The sequence below is a fragment of the Nostoc sp. FACHB-133 genome, from assembly GCF_014698055.1.
GTDB lineage: Bacteria > Cyanobacteriota > Cyanobacteriia > Cyanobacteriales > Nostocaceae > Nostoc.
Genome location: NZ_JACJSH010000031.1, coordinates 33,588 through 52,162 on the forward strand (window position 1 = coordinate 33,588; position 18,575 = coordinate 52,162).

The following is an 18,575-nucleotide window of genomic DNA, read 5'->3' on the forward strand; positions in this document are numbered from 1 at the left end:
GTATCAGTATATACTTTCAGTAGATTTCAATTAAAGTATATTTTGGTTCTAATTGTGCCACTTATTAGGCTAATTGATGTTAACTTTTAACCTAGTAACGATATTCAAATACTAACCGTCTGCTTTTAAAGCCTAGGTGCGATCGTTTCCTTGGTTTAGGTGGATTTTGTTACTTTCCACAGTAAGTAGTTTATCTGCTGTAACTTTGAGTTATAAATTTTCTCAATTCCCGCTTTTAAATAATCAGAGGAATTGAACAAGAATATGTCAGTAAAACCATTAGTAACTTCGGGTAAGCTATTCTTTTTGACAATTTGAAACTGCACCTTGGGATCAACTAAATGACCAAGCATTTGAATTGATGGAATTATGCCACCATCACTAATTAAAAGCGGTTGATTACCTTGACTAACAATGTTAGCTATTTTCGGATATTCTTGGTATTTTTCAGGGAATTGATTCCACCAAATCTTAGCTTGCGAGTTGAGACTACAAGATATCACTCCGCTCGTAATTATCATAAATACAACAAGTAGCCACAGCTTTCTTTGCCACACTTTAGGAGAAATAGAAGTTAATTTAGTAGTAAGTAAGTAAGCAACAGCTAATTGTATACCTAAAGTTAAGGGAAGGGTATATCGAGTAGTAGCGTAGCGCTTTTGAAAGACAAAATCCAATATGAATAGGGGAAGCCCTAGCGATCCAATCAAGGTTAAGACAAATAACCAAACTTTTTTAGGTGTGCTTCGACAAAGAATATAAATTGAGTATAAAATTAGAGCAAAAATAATTATAACAAATGGAATTAATGCAAACTTAATTTTTCCTGAATCACTAGGACTAATACCCAAATCAAGAAACGCGCGGCTCAAGATACCAGCCCATCTTTCAACTGATCCAAAGAACGTTTGTTTAACATTTGCCCAATCTACTGCTTGTGGCTGAGGGTTGGTAATAATAATCCAAAGCCAAGGTACAAAAGTTATAAACCCTGCAAAGAGTGAAATTAGGTAATCAATTGTGGTTTTACTCCATCGAAAGCGTTCGATTGTAATTACATAAATTCCCTGTGCAAGAGCAACCAAGGCAAAAAATATATGAGTATAAAACCCTACTACTAATGTTGCTGAATAAATCCACCAACTAACCTTTGTTTTAAGACGCATGGCTCGCAGCATAGCGAAGCTCGACATTAAGATGGCTACTATCCATAAACTGTATGCTCGTGCTTCTTGTGCATACACGACCTCAACAGGTGAAACAGCTACCAAAGCGATGGCCATCCACCCGATTAGTGAAGACCCAAATAATTCTTCACATAGCAAATAAATAAAGGGAAAAGTGAACAGACTAATGAATGCCGAAAAACTTCTTACCGCTGCTATAGAATCACCAAAGTGTTGTACCCAAAACCTAGTCATTAAAATGTATAGCGGCAAAATCTGTGAGTCTTCTACAATAATCCCTTTAATTGTATCAATTGTATTTTTTTCAGAATTGGGATATTGGTATTTACTCAAATCTTTTATAGTAAGCAAACTACCATTGCTTAACTGTTCATTCATTTCTGACTGCATATAACCCGATATGCGTAATGAGGAGAAAACTTCATCACCCCAATAGACTTTTTTGTCAATATTGACGAAACGGAAAAACACACCTATTACTAATAGAATTATGATTAAAAAACGTAACCAAAATAGAGAAGTAAGCCAGCTTTTTGACAATTGCTTTCTCATGTAGTTCTCGATCTCCTCAAAGCATGAATGAACGGGGATAGAATTTTATTCTTATCGCAATAAAAGGTTATGGCAGATATTTTGGTTTTTATGTTAAGTAGGTCGGCGAAATTAAAGCTAACTGGCTAAGGCTGTCCTTTGTAATTGTTCATTAGTAAGGATTTTAAGCATATTTACGTTTCGTAACATACTTGGTTTTTCTAACGCCAACTTACTTAGTCTAAAAACGCTACAAATATTTTATTTATGCTTTTCAACCAAGAAATTGAGTCTCATCACTTTTCAAACAACCTCTCAGGTTAAGCTATAAATTGCAAATTGAAGTTTTTGCAACCTACTATAACAAGTATTAATAATCACTCGAATAAAATATTTGTATCCAGTAAATAATTTATTAGAATTTAACACATAAACACATAAACCTCATCTATGTTGAAAACTAGAGTTTTTTAAAAGATATATTTATGTTGGGTTACACTATCGCTGCACCCAACCTACAAAACTACAGTTCTAAAGGTAGACTAGGTTTAATATTCAGCTATCAAACTAATAACAAAACTTCCAAATATTTTTATTTTCCTTTTTTTACTATTTGTTTTGAACATCTTAGATATAAAACCGACAGTAAATATCTAGATATCCTCTCAAAACTTAACACTCAATTAGTGTCAAAGAAATTGTTTATAAATATATGAGCCAAAAGTATCCTCTATCCATAGAATGAACTTTAAAAATTTTGCAGATTTTAGCAACAAGATATCATACTAAATGCAATTGGTTATCTGTTGTTTTATAGTATAAATTAAATAATATAGAAATATGGATACGGAGCATCCTAGATTTTTAAATTTACTATTGCGCTGCATTAGAACAGGAATAAGAGAATGGATAAGTGTACTGTATACTCTTAGGTCGAAGCAACCTACGCGCAGGTTTCGTAGAGAACTGGATTTCCGCAAAGGGAAGACATTTATAAAGAGTTTGTGTCTCAGTTTCGTGAATTTTTAAAAAATTGGGATGCTCCCTATAGATACATAGCAGTCTGCTTTGATTTTTGAAATTTATTTGCGTGGTGCGCGTTCGCGGAGCGTGTCGCAGACAAGCGCAGCGCAAGAGGTAATAGTCAAGAGGAAAGAAGGTTCTTTAACTCGTACTTTACTTTGCAAAAATCAAATAGGATTTCTACATAATACTTGTAGCGTAGATGTAAAATACTTGTGTGAAAAATAAAAATATTTAATAAAGCTAATATTAAGATATTATAAATATACCTTTGAGTAGGATTTAAACCAAAGAATAGGTTAACGTTTGTTTAAAGCCTCCACATCTTTGCTAAAAGTAGACTCACTTAGTACTACTGAAACATTTAAGTCCGCCAAAACTATCCTAATTTTGCCACCTACTCTACTTATTACCATCTTCCAGTAATAGAATTAAGGACGAAGCCTTTGTAAAGCTTTCAACTATCACAAAGATAGAAGCTGTAGTAGTAGATTTGCGCCAAATGTCAGGAAATCAAAATTTGTATCCCAAAATAGGCCCTTAGTATAGTAGCATATAAAACGCTTGTAAGATTTTTTATGACTCCCCGTATTCGCTTTTTGATGTGTCCTCCTGACCACTACGATGTAGACTATGTGATTAACCCCTGGATGGAAGGGAATATTCACAAATCATCGCGCGATCGCGCCGTGGAACAGTGGCAGGGATTACACCAGATCCTTAAACAACACGCCATTGTAGACTTAGTACCACCCCAAAAAGGTTGGCCTGATTTAGTTTTTACCGCCAACGCTGGTTTGGTACTGGGGGAAAATGTCGTACTCAGTCGCTTTTTACATAAAGAACGTCAGGGAGAGGAACCTTTCTTCAAACAATGGTTTGAAGAAAATGGTTATATAGTTAATGAACTACCTAAAGATTTGCCCTTTGAAGGTGCAGGAGATGCACTCTTAGATCGAGAAGGGCGCTGGTTATGGGCGGGATACGGTTTCCGTTCAGAATTAGATTCTCACCCTTATCTAGCTAAATGGCTGGATATTGAGGTTCTCTCTTTGCGACTCATAGACGAACGTTTCTATCACTTGGATACCTGTTTTTGTCCGTTAGCAAATGGCTATTTGCTGTACTATCCAGGCGCTTTTGATTCTTACTCCAACCGCTTAATTGAAATGCGAGTCGCACCAGAAAAGCGAATTGCAATTGCTGAAGCCGATGCAGTCAACTTCGCTTGTAATACGGTGAATGTGGACAGCATTGTGATCATGAACAAAGCGAGTGAAGCTTTGAAAACCCGCCTTGCAGAAGTGGGTTTCCAAGTGCTGGAAACACCGCTAACGGAATTTCTCAAAGCTGGTGGTGCAGCTAAATGTTTAACCTTGCGGGTAACGGAACCAGTTAGGGATGAAATTCATGCCAATGTCTCGGTAGAAAGCCGTGTCATTCGTATGGAAGGACATTTGCTGGATGCTGGCTTAATTAACCGCGCCTTGGATTTGATTATAGATGCTGGGGGAAGCTTCCAAGTTCTGAATTTCAACTTGGGAGAACAACGGCAAAGTACCTCCGCCGCCGAAGTGAAGGTATCAGCACCATCTCATGAGGTGATGGAAGAAATCATCTCTCTATTGATTGATTTGGGTGCAGTAGATTTACCCCATGATGAGCGAGACGCAATCTTGGAACCTGTGATCCAAGATGGTGTAGCGCCTGATGATTTCTACGTTAGTACTATTTATCCTACCGAAGTCCGAATTAATGGGCAGTGGATCAAGGTAGAAAATCAGCGCATGGATGGCGCGATCGCAATTACTCAAACCCCCTCTGGTTTAGTAGCTAGGTGTAAAATACTACGAGATTTAGAAGTTGGCGAACGAGTAATTGTAGATGTACTAGGTATCCGTACTATTCGCAAAACGGAATCGCGCGAACAACGCAGCACCCAAGAATTCAGCTTCATGTCGGCGGGCGTTTCCAGCGAACGGCGCGTGGAATTGGTGGTTGAACAAGTAGCTTGGGAATTACGGAAAATCCGCGATGCTGGTGGTAAGGTAGTTGTCACGGCTGGTCCCGTAGTGATTCACACTGGTGGCGGCGAACACTTGGCCCAACTGGTTCGAGAAGGATATGTACAAGCGCTGCTGGGTGGAAATGCGATCGCAGTTCACGACATCGAGCAAAATATCATGGGCACTTCCTTGGGTGTGGACATGAAGCGGGGTATCGCCGTTCGTGGTGGACACCGCCATCACCTGAAGGTAATTAATAGTATCCGTCGTTATGGCAGCATTTCCAAAGCTGTGCAGGCGGGGGCAATTAAGAGTGGCGTGATGTATGAGTGCGTCCAGAATAATGTACCTTTTGTGCTTGCGGGATCGATTCGGGATGACGGGCCTTTACCTGATACCCAAATGGATTTGATTCAGGCACAGGAGGAATATGCTAAACACCTAGAAGGTGCGGAAATGATTTTGATGCTGTCATCAATGCTGCACTCCATTGGCGTGGGAAACATGACTCCGGCGGGGGTGAAGATGGTGTGTGTGGATATTAATCCAGCTGTGGTGACTAAATTAAGCGATCGCGGTTCTGTAGAATCGGTGGGTGTGGTGACAGATGTGGGATTGTTCCTGAGTCTGTTGATTCAGCAGTTGGATAAGTTGACAAGTCCCTATGTTAATAAGGTAGGTTAGGAAAACGTAGACGTAAAACGGCTTCCCGTAGGGTACCGCGAAGGCGCAAAGGGCGCGAAGAAAGGAAATGACAAGAGTAGCTTTCAGGGAACAGTTTCAGGTTAATTGGGTAAGTTTGATTGCTGATTTCTTGTTAGTAGGGATGGTTTTTGGCCCGCCAATTGCTCCTTTTCTGGCTGCGTCTGGAGTGTCTTTGCTTCCTGGGATTGCGGACATCATTTATTTCATGGGTAATCATGTATGTCCGCAACCAACTATGGGGTTAGATTTGGCACCACCATATATTATGGCTGTGTGTATGCGCTGTTACGGCACTGTCACGGGTTTGCTGATTACTCGCCTGCTATATGGGTTAACTGGTGGTAAAGGATTTTACTGGTTAAGTCAGTATGGATGGAGTGGCATGGCGATCGCCAGTGTGCTGATGATGGCTTATCCTTTAGAATTGGCAGCACAAATTTTCGGTTTGTGGAGTTTTAATAATTATCTAGTTACACCTTTTGGGTTGATTACGGGTTTAGCGTGGGGATTGTTTACTATGCCAATTTTCCACGGGTGGCGGGGTGCTAAAACTAGTTTGGAGCGATTTTAGTCTTACTCCTAATTTCTTCTTCAAATCAGCATCCCAGCAATGCAAGCAGTGATAAAACCCGCTAACGAGCCGCCAATCATTGACCTTACGCCCATGCGAGCTAAATCATGTTGGCGATTAGGTGCTATCCCAGTAATCCCGCCAATGGTAATGCCAATTGAACCTATATTTGCAAAGTTACATAAGGCATAAGTCGCAATAATTACTGCACGTTGGGAAATTTTACCACTTTCAATTAATGCCTTCAAATCTAAAAAAGCAATAAACTCATTGAGAATTGTTTTTGTACCCAACAAAGCCCCCACTTGCTGACAATCAGCCCAAGGTACGCCCATTAACCACGCTACGGGAGCCATAAAAATAGACAAAATCAACTGTAATGAGAGTTGCGGTAAACCCACAAATGCCCCCAACCATCCCATCAGTGCATTTAAAGCAGCCAATAATCCTAAAAAGGCGATAATTATTACCCCAACATTAACCGCTAGCTTCACGCCATCAATTGCTCCGGCTGTAGCAGCATCAATTGCATTTACATAATTGGTTTTTACATCTGCCTTTACTTCACCAAGCGTCTCTGATACTTCTGTTTCTGGATACAGCAATTTTGATACTACCAATGATGTGGGAGCAGTCATAAAAAAAGCAGCAATTAGGTGTTCTGCTGGTATGCCAAAAGAAAGATATGCCCCTAGTACTCCACCTGCAATTGTGGCAAAACCACCCGTCATTACGGCATGAAGTTCTGATTGCGTCATCTTCGCTATATAAGGTTTAACCATCAGTGCTGACTCTGTTGGCCCTAAAAAGATGTTACCTGCACAGGATAAAGATTCAGAACCCGATGTTTTCAACGTCTTCATCATTACCCACGCCATCACATTTACCAATCGCTGTAAAATGCCGTAGTAATATAAGACACTGATAAAGGCAGAGAAAAAGATAATTGTCGGCAGCACTTGGAAGGCAAAGAAATGATCCTTAAAATTTTCTCCAAAGACAAATTTGGCACCAACATCAGAAAATGCTAAAAATTTGCTGACAAAATCTCCCAGAAATTTAAACACAGTCAAACCCCAAGGAGTTTTAAGAATCACGATTGCCAATGCAAATTCTAATCCCAACCCCCACGCCACTACGCGCCAACGCACCGCTTGACGATTAACCGAAAAAGCGTAGGATATACCGATAAAAACTAAGATTCCCAACGCAGAGATGGCGCGTTCCATGTTCACTCCCAAAAAGGTATCGCTAAGGCACTTGGACACAAAGCATACACAAAAATCTGCCTTGTTTTGTGGCTTTGTAGTCAATTACTAGAGTTTTGATGCTGTAAACAAGAAATTAGCGATCGCAAATTCATATCTTGTTACCGGAATTAATGGGTCTAAAGCCCCGTCGTTCTACGACGGCTTTTTCATGATTATTGCTCATAATTATGATATAATTACGCTAGGTGTAATAGCGTAACCATGCTTGTATTCGAGGCAAAACTTAAGGGTAGTAATGAGCAGTACGAAAAGCTTGATGAAGCAATTCGGACTGCTCGTTTTATCCGAAATTCTTGCCTTCGCTACTGGATGGAGAACAAGGGAGTTGGCAAGTATGAACTGAGCGCTTATTGCGCTGTTCTCGCTTCTGACTTTCCCTTTGCTAATAACCTCAATTCGATGGCTCGTCAAGCCAGTGCTGAACGGGCTTGGTCTGCAATCACTCGGTTCTATGACAATTGCAAGAAGAATGTAGCCAAAACGGGCTTTCCGCGCTTTAAGAAGCATCAGACTCATGGTTCTGTGGAGTACAAAACCACAGGCTATAAGCTTTCGGAGAATAGACAAACTATCACTTTTACTGATGGTTTCAAGGCAGGAAGTTTCCGATTGTGGGGAACCCGTGATTTGCATTTCTACCAGTTGAATCAGATTAAGCGAGTTCGAGTTGTTCGCCGCGCTGATGGGTACTACGCTCAGTTTTGTCTTGATATTGAGCGGATTGAAAAACGAGAGCCAACAGGTAAAACCATTGGGTTGGATGTCGGTTTGACCCATTTCTACACTGATTCGGATGGGCAAACAATTGAGAATCCCCGACACCTCAGAAAGTCCGAAAAAGCCCTCAAACGTCTTGGGCGTAAACTTTCTAAGACTAAGAAGGGTTCTAAGAATAGAGTCAAGCGCCGCAATCGCTTGAGCAGAAAACACCTCAAAGTAAGTAGGCAGCGTAAAGATTTTGCTGTGAAGTTGGCAAGATGCGTTATCCAGTCTAACGACTTGGTTGCTTATGAGGATTTGATGGTGAGGAACATGGTCAAAAACAAAAAGCTGTCTAAGTCTATAACTGACGCAGCATGGTCGGCTTTCCGAGATTGGTTGGAGTATTTCGGCAAGGTGTTTGGAGTGGCAACGGTTGCTGTTCCACCCCACTACACCAGCGCCAATTGCTCTAGTTGCGGGGAAGTCGTCAAGAAGTCTTTGAGTACAAGAACTCATAAATGTCACCATTGCGGGTTTGTGCTGCATAGAGACTGGAACGCTGCTCGGAACATACTTGAGCTTGGACTACGTACCGTGGGGCACACGGGAACGCTTAACGCCTCTGGAGATATCGACCTCTGTATTGGTGGGGAAACTCCTCAATGTAAGCCGAGTCGTGGAAAGAGGAAACCCAAAGAGTGATCTTTGGAATCCCCGACCGTTTACGGCGGGGAGGATGTCAAAAAATTATCTCCCAAGCCTTAGAGAAAACCCTGATGGGTTGCAAGCATTTATTTATTCACATTGCTTTGCAAATTGTCTCTAAAATTACCCTATTTTCTGTGGGTAGCCAAAGCTGAGATGGCTACCAATGAGTGTGTAGAAATCATCTGGCGCATGTGCTGCACCCCCTGCACAACTCGGAACCTTGCACTTATCGCTAACAGTTTGAGCGATTTTGTCAAGCTTGGTAACGTGTGGTGTCATGTCCCATCCTTCGCTACCATAGCTGCTTGTGATTTTTTCAATATTATGCAAGACGACCACTTGCATCTGCCAGCCATTGATTTTGCACTCGCCCAAGCGATAAATTTTAGACAATGCAGGATCTGATAAAGCTAGACGTAACTCTCTTTCTATTTGCACAAAGTCAGGCTTTTCCGGCCTCATCTGCAAGTAAGCAAGCAGTTCTGCGGCTGATGTGCCAGTTCTAAAAAACACCGATGAGTAACCGTCTCCCCCAGAAACGACTCTCCAATCAACTAAAGTGAGTTCTGGTGACTGCGCCAGTGCCATAATCAGTGAGGTGTCAGCTTGATTATGTCTGCCAGTTATCCCACCATAACCACACTCAATGCCAAATTTGCGATCGCAAACACCAATGATTTGCCAGGTATAGTGTGCAACAGTAACTATAGGTTCATCTCTTTGTATACCCAACATAACTTCAGCATAGTTGCTCTGGTCAACATACAAATCGTAAGAACCTGGAGTATTAGCATCTCCACATGGTGCATTAATTAATTTGCCAACAAAATGGCAGTGTTCAAAACCAGACAGTGGATGCTGGCGCACCAAAGCAGCAAGCTGTTCAGCATCAGATGGAGCAAAAGTAGCGTTGAAATAGTAATGAGGCCCTTGGCCGCACTCATTAATTTCCCAGAACCAATCCTGAAAATTACTCACTATCTAAAGATACACACAACGACATAGCGACTAAGATAACTGCTGCGATATTTCATGAATCAGCTAGCAGATTATACTTGCGACGCTGTTCTTGGGCAAACTCATGAAAAGACCGGAACTGTCGTGCCTCGAAATCATCTAATCCTTGTTGAATCCCCTTTATAGCTGCCTCTGATTCTTGTACTTCCCACTCTAGGACACTGGTAAGCAACTCAGACGCTACAAGACTAACATCTCGATCTTGCCGAGCAGCTTTGTTGCGTAGTAATGCTTCTAATTCTGGGCTAAGGATAATGACAATTGGCATAGAGCTAGTTCCTTTGGCATTCAACCTCTGCGCGATATTCTAGCAAACACAGCAATCAGCAGCTATCTAAATATACAGACTCACCCAAAGAAACGCTCATAATTGTCATGACTACCGATCCAAAACCATGTCACTATGTCTCCTTCCAAAACTCCAAGCGCTCGATAGCCTCGCGTTACCCTCACTGACCAAATCCCCTCCTGACTGTTGATGCACTTGAAATGTAAAGACGGGTGAAATGGATTTTCTGCCCACAGCCGATATGCTTTCCTGGCACTTTGCCTAATTTCGCTGTTCAACTGTCGATACTCAGACCAGAAGGAAGGAAGTACTGCTGACTTCATAGCTGGTCGTAGTTCATTGCAGTGGCTTGTCCCTCTGCAATTTCTTGTTTGGCAAGTTTTGCAGCAGCAATAAGTTTTGATTGTGTTCTCTGGAACGATTCATTCCATATGATTTCATCTTGTAGATCATCAATGTATTCCCGCAGATGCTCTGCAATTCGATCTTGTACCTCAATGGGTAAAGACTCCATCATTTTGATTACGGTGGTAATTGCTGTTGATGACATAGTGAATTGCTCTCACGCAACGCTTTGCTCTTAAAGCTAACACCGATCACCCCTCTTTATTCATCAAACTCTCATGCCTGACGACATCATTGACTCTAACCTAAACACAATGAGCAAGTGTTGTGCATAGCCGTAGCCCGTCGTAGACATCGCTCAAATACCCAATTATTTTAAAATGTTCAACGAATACAGTGTTAGCCTGTTGCCACTACTTAATAATAGTCACCAAACCTAACTAGAATAAGTACTTACTGTACTTGATGTAGTGAAAGAGACTTTTTAAATCACTAAGTGATAATTTCATGCTTACTCCGCATGATGTCCTAAGCTTAACAATTTGTTACTATTTTATAGTGTCTCTTGTGTATACTTGTCTTTCACAACCCCATAACTGTGCGATAATGTGCTTCAATTTGCGCGACGGTTTCAGACTTGCGTTTTGTCTCCCATTGACTGCGGTTAAATAGTTCTTGCCGCAATTCATCAACGTTAATTGTGCTAACTTTCCCATCAGCAACAATTTGCTTACCATTTACCCAAACACTATCTACAACATTACTAGGACGACCTAAAACTAATAAACCAATCGGATCTGTACGTGGCAGTAATGATAAATGGGTGAGGTCATAAAGTACTAAATCTGCTTGTTTGCCCACACTGAGAGAACCGAGATTATCTGTAAGATTCAATCCTTTTGCACCTCCTAAAGATGCCATCTCTACTGCTTGTCTGGGTGTAATCCAGTACTGATAATCTATGTCTGTAACGTTATGTAAGATCGAACCAATTTTAATGGCTTCTAACAAATCTTGAGAGTCATTACTTGAAGCACCATCACAACCAAAAGTTACATTTACTCCAGCTTGACGATATTTTAAAATAGGGGCGATGCCACTACCTAAACGTAAATTACTTAAGGGATTATGAACAACTGTAGATTGAGTTTCGGCGAGAATATCTATATCAGCATCATTCAACCAAACACAATGAGCTAGAGTTGTGCGATCGCTCAAAAACCCGATTCTTTTCAAATGTTCCACGGCAGTACAACCGTACTTTTCTTGAGCGAGCTTTTCCTGTGCCCTAGTTTCCAGTAAATGGGAGTGACGACAAAGATTATAGCGATCGCTTAACTCGATACATCCTGCAAATAAAGCATCAGTACACAATTGTATTCCCGTTGGTGCAACCAAAATATTTACACCTTCATCTGGGCGATGAAACTGTCTCACCGCCTCTTCGATAATTTCCAATGTTGCCGCCGTTGAGCGATGATAAGGTTCATGAGTTCTTGCTGATTCTCCAGATGGAATACCTGCACTAAGGGATTCATCTTGAATTAAGGGGGCGATAAAGGCGCGAATCCCAACTTCTCTGTAAGCGCGGGTTGCAGTGGCGATCGTTTCTAACTCAAGTCCGGGAATTAACACTAGGTGATCTACTACACTCGTACCCCCAGAAAGTAAGGTTTCTACCGCAGTACCCAAGGCGCTGAGATAAACCTGTTCAGTGTCGAGAGGGGCAAAATCATACAGTTCCCCCAACCATAATTCTAAAGGCAAAACTGACATGATTCCCCGTTGCCACATCTCTGATGAGTGGGTGTGGGCGTTGAAAAAACCAGGTAGTAGCAGCTTATTTTTGCCATCTATAATAGTGCCGATTACTGGTAGATTGGGGGCAATGACTGCGATTGCCCCATCTATAATCTGTACATCTACGGTCGCATAATCATCACTGGCGGCAATTAAAACATTCTGAATAGTGAAATTGACCATATTTAACCTTGATTAAGTAATTGTATTTTCAACTGAATTTCAAGTTACAAGATAGAAAATGGTGTAGGATATTGCAATTTTATGAATTTGCCTTTTCGGACATTGGGAGTTTCACCAAATGCGTGGACAGTGAATGATGCGATCGCAGATATCACTCGTCCTCAAAAACCCCCACAACCCGTTATTTTATCAACAGAAACTAAAACCCTGCGCTTAGACTTGGCAAAAGCCGCTATTCTCGTCATTGATATGCAAAACGACTTCTGTCACCCTGATGGCTGGTTAGCGCATATTGGTGTGGATGTAACTCCAGCGCGTCAGCCGATTCAACCTTTGAATAACCTACTTCCAGAACTTCGTGACGCGGGTGTTCCAGTCATTTGGATAAATTGGGGGAATCGCCCTGACTTACTCAATATTAGTGCTGGTTCGCGTCATGTTTATAACCCGACAGGAGCAGGCGTGGGATTAGGCGATCCACTACCAAGCAATGGTGCAAGAGTACTAATGGCGGGTAGTTGGGCCGCGGCAGTAGTAGACGAACTAGAACAGGTTCCTGAAGATATTCGTGTAGACAAATATCGCATGAGTGGGTTTTGGGACACTCCATTAGATAGTATCTTGCGGAATCTGGGAAGCACAACATTATTTTTTGCTGGTGTTAATGCCGATCAGTGCGTTCTAGCTACCTTATGTGATGCCAATTTCTTAGGATATGACTGTGTGTTAGTTAAAGATTGTAGCGCTACGACTTCGCCTGAATATTGTTGGCTAGCAACGTTGTACAATGTTAAACAATGCTTCGGTTTTGTCACTGACTCCCAAGAGATTTTAACAGCGCTGCAAAAGAATGAGGAGTGATTAGATTTTAGATTTTTCCTTCAATCCAAAATTCAAAATTGGTTGAATGAGGAGTATTTAGTGTTTAGCAATTAGTGATTTTGTCATTTATACAACTTAAAACTTACGCATAACCCACGCGGTAGGGGCGATTAATTAATGAATTGTCCCTACCTGAAAATCTTTTTTGGTGGCTATTGTTTGCATCATTCCTGATACCTCATAACTGAATATTCAAGACTAAGATTTTAGGAATTTTCATATCCATCGATAACTTTAGAGGGGATAAATAAATGTACGCTACTCGTTGTGTAATTCCGGTTATCAAGTCTCCCAAAGATTACCAAGTATATCGCATTAGTCCCAATGACTCTAATCGATTAGCAATTATCTTCGATTCGACAAATGCTAATACTTCCTTGACTTGCTGTATAGAAATTTTTGATGTCGGTGGACAAACACCGCCAAATCGCCATCAGTGGGCGGTGGAAATGTTTTTTGTCCTCAAAGGGGAAGCGATCGCCATGTGTGACGGCAAGAGTGCCACTATCAAGGCTGGAGATAGTTTATTAGTGCCTCCCACTGGGACTCATTTGATTAAAAATACTGGTTCTACTCGCTTGTATACGTTGACTGTGATGGTTCCCAATGAAGACTTTTCGGAATTGATTCGCAGTGGCATTCCGACAGAGTTAGATGCAGAAGATATGGCTGTACTGGGGAGATTTAATACTTTGATGCCCTGTTAAAATAATTCGTAATTCGTAATTTATTGGATATTCCTCGTTTTCATGTAAAACACGGGAACGAGGGAATATTATGAATTACGAATAATTTCTCGTTAAAAAACTTTTAGCTTATTAACCTAGTGGTCTGTCGCATTAATTCTGCTGGGTGAACTCATTCTTTATTTCTCTTCCTTTGTGTACTTCGCGTCTTCGCGGTTCGTTTTTTTAACCCTCATAACTAATGCGATGAACCACTAGTGGTCTATCACATTAATTTTGCTAGGTTTGTAGTGAGCTATTTATCGCTCATATCAAGGACTAAAGTCCTTACTACAAACTGTTATAACCCTTCACAATTAATGAGACAGACCACTAGTTCAAGGGTTTAAGTCCACGTCACAAAACGTAATTGCTAATTGCGAATTGGTTTAACTACGCACTTTTGTGAGGATTTTTTGCGAATAAAACGAAGCTGATTCTTCGTTTTTAGAACAATCTTGTGCAAACTTAATCAAATGATGTCCCACAAGACCGACGTGAATCAAGTTTTCAATATCACCTGCTTTCAGTGCTGGCTTGGCCATTTTCCAGAAAGTATGACGATAGTTACTAAATAAGCCTATCCGCAGCAAAATATTAGTTAAATAAGTTAAACCTTTGCGAATATTAGCCCCAGAAGTGCGAGCAGGACTGTTAGGTACTTCGATACGATTTGGATAGGTGTGTTCCATATTGTAAGCAAACCGCTCATATAAAAATTCCGGCTCATAAGCAGTTGTGATGCAGCGCCGCCACATCTCGACAACTTGCTCGTAGGGCATCAAAAACTCAACATTTGATTCCCGGCTTTCATCAAATACGAGTCGTCCTTCTGCTTCTAACCTCCGCCATAACGGAGTTCTAGGCAATGCATGAAGTAGATTAATTGTCAACATGGGAATTTGAGATGCCCGAATAAATTCGATAATTCGGTCTGCTGTTTCTGGTGTATCTGTATCTAACCCAATGATGATTCCTGATACTACTTCCATACCATAGCTATTTAAAACCTGAATTGCCTTTAAGATTGGCATACTCAGATTTTGATCTTTGGAAATAGCATGGAGAGCATCTGGGTCAGGTGTTTCGATACCGCAAAAGATCGTGCAGAAATAGGCTTCGCGCATCATCTCCAGCAGTTTTGGACTTTGGGCTAGGTTGAGAGTTGCTTCACAGGCAAACTGGATGGGGTAGCCATTGCGTTTTTGCCAGTCAATCAGGTGAGGAAGTAACTTCATGGCAGCGCGGCGATCGCCAACAAAGTTATCATCAACAAAATACACTGCCCCCAAATTGCCCGATTGTCGCATTGCATCTAGCTCGGCAACTACTTGCTCTGGTGTTTTCATCCGGGGACTGTTGCCATAGAGTTCTGGAATATCACAAAACTCGCAGCGATAAGGACAACCACTAGAAAACTGCACATTTGCTAAGAAATAATCATCAATATTCAGCAAATGATAAGCTGGAGTTGGAAACTCTGTTAAAGGTAAACGTTCCTTCGTTTCAAAACGGATTTGCCTTTGAGGACGTTCCAAGTTTTGGTCTAGATACTCGATCATGCGATCGCTAGCATCTCCCAACTCACCCAAATGTAAAATGTCAAATTCAGGATAATATTCTGGACATCCAGATACCGAGGGGCCACCCACGACTGTGATTTTTCCGGCTCGATGGGCAAGTTCATTAATTTGATTAATCTGTGGTTTTTGGATATGCATTCCACTCACAATTACCACATCAGCCCATTGGTAATCAGCCCTGGTTGCTGATTTGACATTCTCATCAATAAACCGCACTTCCCATTTTTGAGGTAAGTAGGCAGCCACAATTAAAATACCTTGGGGTGGCATAAAAGCCCGGACATTACCCATCAGTGGGTAGGCGTAATGAAAAGTACCAAAGGAGCGGCTGTACTTAGGAAAGATGCAAAGAATGCGTCGATGGTTCGAGGGAACGTAGCTGGTTCTCTTAGTGTTAGAAGCGGTTTTGGAATCGGCCGCTATATAAGTTGGATTCTCTAAAGACTTAAGATTTACGGTCATCGCAAATTTCACCCCAGAAGACTGAGCAGTTAATTTGACAATTTATTGACACAATTCAGTGATAATTCCAACTAGCTTACCGCGATCTTTCAGCAGTTTTTAACTGTAAAATATAAAATTCCTTCTAGAGGGGTATGATTCGCCCTTTCTCAGAATGCAGTTTTGCAATTACCGATGCGTTTGAGTCGCCAGATTCTGGCTTATGAGTTAATTCATCTGGAATGCTTAGGGAAAAAGTAATTACCTATATAGTTGGTTATAAGTTGGTATATTTGGTATTATTTTACCTAGCATCAATTTTATGGAAGAAATTTCTCAAACGCCTTTTCTATGAAAAGAAGACAAATTTTTGGCTTATTGGGTATAGCAGTTGCTGGTTTGCTCCTGGCAATTGGTTTACCGTTAGTTAATCCTTCTCCGGTAATAGCACAGTCAAACAGCACTATCCTCGTCTCCGCAGCCGCCAGCTTAAAAGAGGCACTAGAGGAAATTAAGCCTTTGTACCAACAAAGTAAATCAGATGTCAACATTACTTATAATTTTGGGGCTTCTGGTGCCTTGCAACAACAGATTGAGCAAGGTGCCCCAGCAGATATCTTTATTTCTGCTGGCAAAAAGCAAGTGGATGCCCTAGAACAAAAAGGACTTTTGGTAACAGGTAGCCGTGCTAACTTGGCAAATAACCGTCTAGTCTTGATTGTGGCTCAGGATGTTGTTGGCATCACTAGTTTCTACAATTTAACAGATAGTAAGATTAAAAAAATTGCGATCGGTGAACCTAGAAGTGTACCCGCCGGTCAATATGGGGAGCAAGTCTTAAAGAAATTGAAACTTTATAATCAGGTAAAGCCCAAATTAGTCTTTGCTAACAACGTGCGTCAAGTTTTGGCAGCAGTAGAAAGTGGTAACGCTGAAGCGGGTTTAGTTTATGCTACTGATGCCAAAATTTCCAACAAGGTAAAAGTCGTAGTTGCTGCTGACGATAAGTTTCACTCACCAATTGTCTATCCAATGGCAGTAATTAAAAGCAGTAAAAATATTCCAGCAGCCAAAGAGTTTATCCAATTTTTATCTGGCAGTGAAGCCAAGACTGTACTCAAAAAATATGGGTTTCTTGTAAGTTAGCAAAAAGCTTAATAGTTCATTTGAATAAGTGTTTCGCTGTGACTTGAGGCACTTTTAAATCCCCCTAACCCCTTTTAAAAGGGTTGGGGGATATTTTGTGCATAAGTTTTAAAGGAGAATAACCAATGCCCCATACCCTTTAATACAACGACTTAATCCACTGCCATTCCTGCGTTAAACCCTCTCTTAGAGAGACTTGTGGCTGATATCCCAGAATTTTCTGCGCTTTAGATACATCAGCAGCAGTGTGGCGTGCATCTCCCATCGCTTTTTCTATGTGGTTTCTTTTGATTGGTTTGCCAACGATTTCTTCAATCGTATCTAAGACTTCTGCTAAAACCACCCTGCTACCACCACCGATATTAAAAATTTCTCCCACTGCTTGGGGTGTGGAAGCAGCCGCTAAATTGGCCGCGACGATATCACCAACAAATGTAAACTCCCGCGTTTGCTGGCCATCGCCGTAAATAGGAATCGCCTCATCCTGCAAAATGGATTTAAAGAACTTATGAAATGCCATATCTGGGCGTTGTTTAGGCCCATAGACTGTGAAATAGCGCAATGATACAGATGGCACACCAAAGTTTTTGTGATACAGTCTGCACAAAGTTTCAGCCGCTAGCTTAGTAATGCCGTAAGGAGAAACAGGTTCAGGGCAAATTCCTTCGTGAGTGGGTAAAGTTTCTGCATCACCATATACACTTGACGAAGAAGCAAACACTAATCTTTTCAAGTGTTTTGCATCTTTAGCCGCTTCTAGCAAAACTTGCGTAGCATTAATATTTCGTTCTGTGTAACCTCGAAAAGCCTTACCCCAGCTTGCCCTGACACCTGCTTGTGCTGCTTGATGGTAAACGACATCAACATCTTTTAAGAGTTCCTGCCAATCTAAAAACTGAATATCTGCTTCAATTAATGTAAAACTAGGTGAGCTATGTAAGTGTGCAACATTCTTACGCTTTAACATAGGATCGTAATAATCATTGAATTCATCAATCCCAATTACTTCTTCCCCTTGTTGTAGCAAGATGTCTACGAGGTGAGAACCAATAAAGCCTGCTGCTCCAGTAACGATAATTTTAGCCATGTTAGCTATTTTTTGCTATTTTCATAAATTTCTATATTCACAGGTTAGTACTTGTAATCAATAATCGTCATTACTTAAGCTTGATTTTTAATCAATTATTGTACTGTTTTAAACACAAGTATTACTTAAATAAATATACTTATAATCTAATTAATTAAAGTATATTTGTTTGGTTATTGTATGACAAAATTGACTAAGCAAATATACTAGTTGACAGAATTTAATCTTGAGAATAAAAGCAGTTGAAATTCCAACCACGAAATGGTCTTAAAATTATTCCGCCGTCTGCTGTCTCTTCGCAGATATAAGCTAATATAACTACAAGCGATCGCAGTTAGACTCCAAACAACAGTGCTAGAAAGCCTCAGAGGAG

At 40.9% G+C, this 18,575-nt stretch carries 15 protein-coding genes; 6 read left to right on the forward strand and 9 right to left on the reverse strand.

Features of this window, described 5'->3' with window-relative positions; all coding sequences use genetic code 11:
* Positions 1-155 precede the first annotated feature (155 nt).
* Positions 156-1,739: a glycosyltransferase family 39 protein gene (locus H6G86_RS23050; RefSeq protein ID WP_190936262.1), complete on the reverse strand. Its 1,584-nt coding sequence runs from the start codon at positions 1,737-1,739 to the stop codon at positions 156-158.
* A 1,580-nt stretch (positions 1,740-3,319) separates the two neighbouring features.
* Between H6G86_RS23050 and argZ the strand changes: the two genes are divergently transcribed.
* Both argZ and H6G86_RS23060 read left to right on the forward strand, forming a co-directional pair.
* Positions 3,320-5,431, forward strand: coding sequence for a bifunctional arginine dihydrolase/ornithine cyclodeaminase (argZ, locus tag H6G86_RS23055; protein WP_190936263.1), 2,112 nt, complete (start codon positions 3,320-3,322; stop codon positions 5,429-5,431).
* A 67-nt stretch (positions 5,432-5,498) separates the two neighbouring features.
* The gene (locus H6G86_RS23060; protein ID WP_190936264.1) at positions 5,499-6,023 is read left to right on the forward strand and encodes a DUF2085 domain-containing protein; all 525 of its coding nucleotides are present in this window, start codon (positions 5,499-5,501) and stop codon (positions 6,021-6,023) included.
* 20 nt (positions 6,024-6,043) lie between these two features.
* Here the strand turns inward: H6G86_RS23060 and H6G86_RS23065 are convergent, their stop codons facing one another.
* Complete coding sequence (locus H6G86_RS23065) at positions 6,044-7,252, reverse strand: NupC/NupG family nucleoside CNT transporter (protein ID WP_190936306.1); 1,209 nt, start codon at positions 7,250-7,252, stop codon at positions 6,044-6,046.
* Between the two features lie 243 nt (positions 7,253-7,495).
* Here H6G86_RS23065 and H6G86_RS23070 point away from each other — a divergent pair, with 243 nt between their 5' ends.
* Positions 7,496-8,698: an RNA-guided endonuclease InsQ/TnpB family protein gene (locus tag H6G86_RS23070; RefSeq protein ID WP_190936265.1), complete on the forward strand. Its 1,203-nt coding sequence runs from the start codon at positions 7,496-7,498 to the stop codon at positions 8,696-8,698.
* Positions 8,699-8,824: 126 nt separating this feature from the next.
* Here the strand turns inward: H6G86_RS23070 and H6G86_RS23075 are convergent, their stop codons facing one another.
* The 5 genes from H6G86_RS23075 to H6G86_RS23095 all read right to left on the reverse strand — a co-directional run bounded on the left by H6G86_RS23075 (position 8,825) and on the right by H6G86_RS23095 (position 12,338).
* On the reverse strand, positions 8,825-9,682 hold the full coding sequence (locus tag H6G86_RS23075; protein WP_190936266.1) for a hypothetical protein: 858 nt from the start codon (positions 9,680-9,682) through the stop codon (positions 8,825-8,827).
* Between the two features lie 52 nt (positions 9,683-9,734).
* Positions 9,735-9,989, reverse strand: a complete 255-nt coding sequence (locus H6G86_RS23080) for a hypothetical protein (protein WP_190936267.1) — start codon at positions 9,987-9,989, stop codon at positions 9,735-9,737.
* Between the two features lie 80 nt (positions 9,990-10,069).
* Complete coding sequence (locus H6G86_RS23085) at positions 10,070-10,333, reverse strand: type II toxin-antitoxin system RelE family toxin (RefSeq protein ID WP_190936268.1); 264 nt, start codon at positions 10,331-10,333, stop codon at positions 10,070-10,072.
* Entirely contained in the window at positions 10,330-10,560 is a 231-nt protein-coding gene (locus tag H6G86_RS23090; protein WP_190936269.1) for a hypothetical protein, read from the reverse strand. Before H6G86_RS23090 ends, H6G86_RS23085 begins: the two co-directional genes overlap by 4 nt.
* A gap of 377 nt (positions 10,561-10,937) precedes the next feature.
* On the reverse strand, positions 10,938-12,338 hold the full coding sequence (locus tag H6G86_RS23095; protein WP_190936270.1) for an amidohydrolase: 1,401 nt from the start codon (positions 12,336-12,338) through the stop codon (positions 10,938-10,940).
* A gap of 81 nt (positions 12,339-12,419) precedes the next feature.
* On the opposite strand from H6G86_RS23095, the gene H6G86_RS23100 reads away from it, so the two are divergent.
* Both H6G86_RS23100 and H6G86_RS23105 read left to right on the forward strand, forming a co-directional pair.
* The gene (locus tag H6G86_RS23100) at positions 12,420-13,199 is read left to right on the forward strand and encodes a cysteine hydrolase family protein (protein WP_190936271.1); all 780 of its coding nucleotides are present in this window, start codon (positions 12,420-12,422) and stop codon (positions 13,197-13,199) included.
* A gap of 272 nt (positions 13,200-13,471) precedes the next feature.
* On the forward strand, positions 13,472-13,927 hold the full coding sequence (locus H6G86_RS23105; RefSeq protein ID WP_179075012.1) for a cupin domain-containing protein: 456 nt from the start codon (positions 13,472-13,474) through the stop codon (positions 13,925-13,927).
* Between the two features lie 407 nt (positions 13,928-14,334).
* Here H6G86_RS23105 and H6G86_RS23110 read toward each other — a convergent pair whose 3' ends face one another.
* Positions 14,335-15,990 (reverse strand): B12-binding domain-containing radical SAM protein, encoded by a 1,656-nt coding sequence (locus tag H6G86_RS23110; protein WP_190936272.1) that lies wholly within the window; start codon positions 15,988-15,990, stop codon positions 14,335-14,337.
* 330 nt (positions 15,991-16,320) lie between these two features.
* Between H6G86_RS23110 and modA the strand changes: the two genes are divergently transcribed.
* Complete coding sequence (modA, locus tag H6G86_RS23115) at positions 16,321-17,115, forward strand: molybdate ABC transporter substrate-binding protein (RefSeq protein WP_190936273.1); 795 nt, start codon at positions 16,321-16,323, stop codon at positions 17,113-17,115.
* Positions 17,116-17,254: 139 nt separating this feature from the next.
* On the opposite strand, the gene H6G86_RS23120 is transcribed toward modA, so the two are convergent.
* Positions 17,255-18,202 carry an NAD-dependent epimerase/dehydratase family protein gene (locus H6G86_RS23120; protein WP_190936274.1) on the reverse strand — a complete coding sequence of 316 codons (948 nt, stop codon included), beginning with the start codon at positions 18,200-18,202 and terminating at the stop codon, positions 17,255-17,257.
* Between the last annotated feature and the right edge of the window lie 373 nt (positions 18,203-18,575).

What these genes read in the sequence shown, in the direction of transcription:
- H6G86_RS23090 (WP_190936269.1), bottom strand. Translation starts at nt 10,560, where the DNA reads ATGTCATCAACAGCAATTACCACCGTAATCAAAATGATGGAGTCTTTA.
- H6G86_RS23065 (WP_190936306.1), bottom strand. Translation starts at nt 7,252, where the DNA reads ATGGAACGCGCCATCTCTGCGTTGGGAATCTTAGTTTTTATCGGTATA.
- H6G86_RS23050 (WP_190936262.1), bottom strand. Translation starts at nt 1,739, where the DNA reads ATGAGAAAGCAATTGTCAAAAAGCTGGCTTACTTCTCTATTTTGGTTA.
- H6G86_RS23095 (WP_190936270.1), bottom strand. Translation starts at nt 12,338, where the DNA reads ATGGTCAATTTCACTATTCAGAATGTTTTAATTGCCGCCAGTGATGAT.
- modA (WP_190936273.1), top strand. Translation starts at nt 16,321, where the DNA reads ATGAAAAGAAGACAAATTTTTGGCTTATTGGGTATAGCAGTTGCTGGT.
- H6G86_RS23105 (WP_179075012.1), top strand. Translation starts at nt 13,472, where the DNA reads ATGTACGCTACTCGTTGTGTAATTCCGGTTATCAAGTCTCCCAAAGAT.
- H6G86_RS23060 (WP_190936264.1), top strand. Translation starts at nt 5,499, where the DNA reads ATGACAAGAGTAGCTTTCAGGGAACAGTTTCAGGTTAATTGGGTAAGT.
- argZ (WP_190936263.1), top strand. Translation starts at nt 3,320, where the DNA reads ATGACTCCCCGTATTCGCTTTTTGATGTGTCCTCCTGACCACTACGAT.
- H6G86_RS23110 (WP_190936272.1), bottom strand. Translation starts at nt 15,990, where the DNA reads ATGACCGTAAATCTTAAGTCTTTAGAGAATCCAACTTATATAGCGGCC.
- H6G86_RS23080 (WP_190936267.1), bottom strand. Translation starts at nt 9,989, where the DNA reads ATGCCAATTGTCATTATCCTTAGCCCAGAATTAGAAGCATTACTACGC.
- H6G86_RS23070 (WP_190936265.1), top strand. Translation starts at nt 7,496, where the DNA reads ATGCTTGTATTCGAGGCAAAACTTAAGGGTAGTAATGAGCAGTACGAA.
- H6G86_RS23085 (WP_190936268.1), bottom strand. Translation starts at nt 10,333, where the DNA reads ATGAAGTCAGCAGTACTTCCTTCCTTCTGGTCTGAGTATCGACAGTTG.
- H6G86_RS23120 (WP_190936274.1), bottom strand. Translation starts at nt 18,202, where the DNA reads ATGGCTAAAATTATCGTTACTGGAGCAGCAGGCTTTATTGGTTCTCAC.
- H6G86_RS23100 (WP_190936271.1), top strand. Translation starts at nt 12,420, where the DNA reads ATGAATTTGCCTTTTCGGACATTGGGAGTTTCACCAAATGCGTGGACA.